This window comes from Limnospira sp. PMC 1279.21, assembly GCF_032349615.1.
Taxonomy (GTDB): domain Bacteria; phylum Cyanobacteriota; class Cyanobacteriia; order Cyanobacteriales; family Microcoleaceae; genus Limnospira; species Limnospira fusiformis.
Window position 1 is genome coordinate 1 of the sequence record NZ_JARPLU010000273.1, and the last position, 4,036, is coordinate 4,036.

Genomic DNA, 4,036 nt, shown 5'->3' on the forward strand with positions numbered 1-4,036 from the left:
GGGTTTGACATATCTGGCAATAGGTTTATCCTCAACCCTTCTCGCTTATTATACCGTATTGCCCTAAAATATTAACCTAATTTGAGATTAAATCATGCTCCCTAACACGGGAAAAACTACCCCTCACCCACACCTAGTTAGGGGGAGGCAGAATTCTCAATTGTCAATTGTTCATGATCTTCTCTAATACGGGGGTGGTGGAGACAATGTGGTTGTCTAAACCGAGGGCTTGGGGGCTGATACCTAGCGCGATCGCAATGATTTGGGGAAGGTGAAGGACGGGTAAATTGAACGATCGCCCCAGAAATTTCGAGATTTCTGGTTGGCGGGAGTCTAGGTTAAGATGACACAGAGGACAGGGGGTGACCATACAATCAGCCCCAGCGGCGATCGCCTCTTCGATATGATTACCCGCCATTTGGAAAGATTCATTGGTAGCATAACTAGAAATCGGCCAACCGCAGCACTGAGTCCGTCCCCGATAATAAACGGGTGTAGCCCCCAGCGCCCGGAACACATTTTCCATAGACTCGGGTTGATGAGGGTCATCATAGATTAACTGATGTTGGGCGCGCAGGAGATAGCAGCCATAGAAAGCCGCACATTTCAAACCGGATAACTTCCTAGTCACCCGGCGCTCAATTTCCGCTAAACCATAATCAGCCACCAAAGCCCATAATAAGTGTTTAACCTCGGTTGCGCCCTTGTAGGGGGTGCAGCTTTCCTTTTGCAGAAGTTGGTTAACCTTTTCCAGATAAGCCGGATCACTATTCTGATAGTCTTTCAGGCGTTCATCAACCCGACCAATCACGCCCTGACAGGTGCTACAGTGAGTGAGTAGGGGTAAGTTCAACTCCTCGGCTAGGGCAAGATTTCGGGCGTTGACAGTATCTTCGAGGAGTTGAGAATCTTCTTTAAAAGTACCCGAACCGCAACAGGAGGCTTTTTTTAACTCGACTAACTCAATTCCCAGAGTTTCGGTCAGCACTTGGGTTGACTGATAAAGTTCCCGACAAGCACCTTGAGCGACACAACCGGGAAAATAGGCATATCTGAGTTTGACAGAAGATGACATAGCAATATTTTTATGAATTGACTGTGGGGGGGGGAAGCACCCATTGTTAATATATCATCTACCCTAGGGAGCGATCGCAGACCTAAAGAAACCATAAAGGTTGCCTCCGCCCCAGGAGCAGAATCTACCAGAAAAGTAGAAAATGATGATCGCGGGGATTACGCTTTCCGATAATATGGAATACGCGGCATCCTATAGAGGAAAAATTCCATGAGTTCAGATACATTTGAAACAGTTAAGAAAATTGTCGCCGAGCAACTAGAAGTTGATCCGGCACAGGTAACACCAGAAGCGAATTTTGTCAATGACTTGGGCGCAGACTCGTTAGATACAGTAGAACTGGTTATGGCATTGGAAGAGGAATTCGATATCGAGATCCCTGACGAAGCAGCCGAAAAAATTACCACAGTCCAAGACGCGGTGAGTTTTATTGATGCTAAGGTAACAGCCTCCGCCTAGGGAGGATTTGCCTGTGTTCTGCATTCTGGGTGGTTAACTTCTGATAGAAAAGTCATGACTGATATGAACCGCAAGCGCGTTGTTGTTACAGGTCTCGGGGCAATTACTCCCATAGGTAATACGATTACTGAGTATTGGGAGGGGTTGTTAACTGGGCGTAATGGAATCGGCCCTATCACTTTATTCGATGCTTCACGCCATGATTGTCGCATTGCTGGAGAGGTGAAGGGATTTGATCCCTGTGACTACATTTCGCGCAAAGAAGCCAAACGCATGGATCGGTTTGCTCAATTTGCAGTGGCGGCGAGTAAACAGGCGATCGCTGATGCGGAATTAGTAATTGATGACCTGAATGCAGACCAGGTGGGAATCATGATTGGTACAGGCATTGGGGGACTCAAAGTTCTCGAGGATCAGCAGGAAGTTTATTTAACTCGTGGCCCAGACCGATGCAGCCCGTTTATGATTCCCATGATGATCGCTAACATGGCGGCTGGACTCACTGCTATACATACGGGAGCTAAAGGACCTAATAGCTGCCCGGTAACAGCCTGTGCAGCCGGGTCTAATGCGGTGGGAGATGCTTTTAGACTAATTCAACGAGGATACGCTCAGGCGATGATCTGTGGCGGTACAGAAGCGGCTGTCACTCCCCTGTCGGTGGCGGGGTTTGCGGCAGCACGAGCCTTGTCTACTCGCAATGATGACCCTCTCCATGCCTGTCGTCCTTTTGATGTGGGACGAGATGGTTTTGTTATGGGTGAAGGTACCGGAATACTGGTTTTGGAAGAGCTGGAATATGCCCTGAGTCGCGGCGCTCGCATTTATGGCGAAATTGTCGGCTATGGTATGACTTGCGACGCTTATCATATGACTTCCCCGGTTCCGGGTGGTATCGGCGCGGCTAAGGCGATCGCTTTGGCGATGAAAGATGGGGGATTAACTCCTGACCAAATTAGCTATATTAACGCTCATGGAACCAGCACCCCCGCTAATGATCCGACGGAAACAGCAGCTATTAAAACGGCTCTGGGTGAACACGCCCATAAAGTGGCGGTGAGTTCCACTAAATCTATGACGGGACACCTGTTAGGAGGTTCTGGGGGTATTGAAGCAGTGGCGGCGGTATTGGCGATCGCCTATGACCAAATTCCCCCCACCATTAACCTGGAAAATCCCGATCCTGAATGTGATTTAGATTATGTTCCTAACCACAGCCGCAGCCAAACTGTCGAGGTGGCTTTATCTAACTCCTTCGGTTTTGGGGGTCATAACATCACCTTAGCATTCCGCAAGTTTAAGGACAGTTAGAACAGGCTACAACCCCCAAAGAAACCCGGTTTCTCTCAGTCAATTTTCTGGTCACCACCAGATTTGTCTGAGCCACCGGGTTTCTCAACTAAATTATCCCATCCCCCACAGAAATGGCTGTTTCCACCCCCGCAGAGGTAAGGGTTGGTAAGGTAATCGACTCGACCGCAGGTGTATATCCTAGCCATTGTACCGACAGATTAGCAAACTGCTCCGCGCAGCCACTTACACAAAAACGGGTCGGTCGCGGTAGGTCGCTATGGCGTAATCCCAGTAATTCTAACTCCTGGACGACTGCTTCGACTAAATGCACTGCTGGATCAACTAATTTTACCGAAGCTGGTAATAGCGATCGCAACACCGGAGCTAAGTGGGGATAGTGGGTGCAACCATAGATTAGGGTATCAATACGCTGCTGTATTAAAGGGGCTAGATATTCTCGCGCCACCTCTAATGTACAAGGGTCATGGATGCGATTTTGTTCAATCAGCGGAACAAAAGCCGGACAACCAACCTGCCAAACTTGCACAGCCGGGTTGATTTCTTGAATCGCCTGACGATAGGCATTGCTCGCCGCCGTCGCTGGGGTCGCAATTACCCCGATCCGCTCACCCTGACTGATAGCTGCCCTGGATCCGGGTAAAATTAAGCCTAAAATTGGTATATCAAACTCAGACCTAACGACTTCTAAAGCCAAGGCGGAACTGGTGTTACAAGCCATCAGCACCATTTTAACATCCTGAGCGACTGCCCAAGTAATAATTTCGCGGACAAATTGCACAATCTCTTCAGGCGATCGTGTCCCGTAAGGTAATCGTGCCGTATCCGCAAAATACAAAATCGATTCATTGGGAAGTTGCCGATACAATTCCCTTAAAACCGTTAAACCCCCCACACCACTATCAAAAATGGCGATTTTCTGTCCTCGTTTATCCCTTGTCATCGGTTGCCTGGCACTTGTTATTATGTTTGATAGGCTAGATGTGCTGTTGTGGAGCACAACTAAGACATCCGACCTGCCTTAACAGATAAATCTGTTCCACTCAAAAGTACATGATCGGGACTAATACGGCGAACACTGTCGCCAAAATTATCATCCTCATCAAGGGTAGCAACAAAAATACTCCCCATTGTTGTTCACGTAAAACTCCTGGGAGGGTTGGAAGCTCCGTGATTGATCGCGGAGAGGAG

5 protein-coding genes are annotated in these 4,036 nt (G+C 48.4%); 2 read left to right on the forward strand and 3 right to left on the reverse strand.

Features of this window, described 5'->3' with window-relative positions:
• Window positions 1-163: 163 nt before the first annotated feature.
• Window positions 164-1,075, reverse strand: coding sequence for a CoB--CoM heterodisulfide reductase iron-sulfur subunit B family protein (locus tag P5683_RS23250; protein ID WP_006668666.1), 912 nt, complete (start codon window positions 1,073-1,075; stop codon window positions 164-166).
• A 210-nt stretch (window positions 1,076-1,285) separates the two neighbouring features.
• On the opposite strand from P5683_RS23250, the gene acpP reads away from it, so the two are divergent.
• On the forward strand, window positions 1,286-1,534 hold the full coding sequence (gene acpP, locus P5683_RS23255; RefSeq protein ID WP_006622057.1) for an acyl carrier protein: 249 nt from the start codon (window positions 1,286-1,288) through the stop codon (window positions 1,532-1,534).
• Between the two features lie 54 nt (window positions 1,535-1,588).
• Window positions 1,589-2,845, forward strand: a complete 1,257-nt coding sequence (gene fabF, locus P5683_RS23260; RefSeq protein ID WP_006622056.1) for a beta-ketoacyl-ACP synthase II — start codon at window positions 1,589-1,591, stop codon at window positions 2,843-2,845.
• Window positions 2,846-2,933: 88 nt separating this feature from the next.
• Here the strand turns inward: fabF and murI are convergent, their stop codons facing one another.
• Entirely contained in the window at window positions 2,934-3,788 is an 855-nt protein-coding gene (gene murI, locus P5683_RS23265) for a glutamate racemase (protein WP_006622054.1), read from the reverse strand.
• A 59-nt stretch (window positions 3,789-3,847) separates the two neighbouring features.
• Window positions 3,848-3,976: a hypothetical protein gene (locus tag P5683_RS23270; protein ID WP_006622053.1), complete on the reverse strand. Its 129-nt coding sequence runs from the start codon at window positions 3,974-3,976 to the stop codon at window positions 3,848-3,850.
• Window positions 3,977-4,036: the final 60 nt, after the last annotated feature.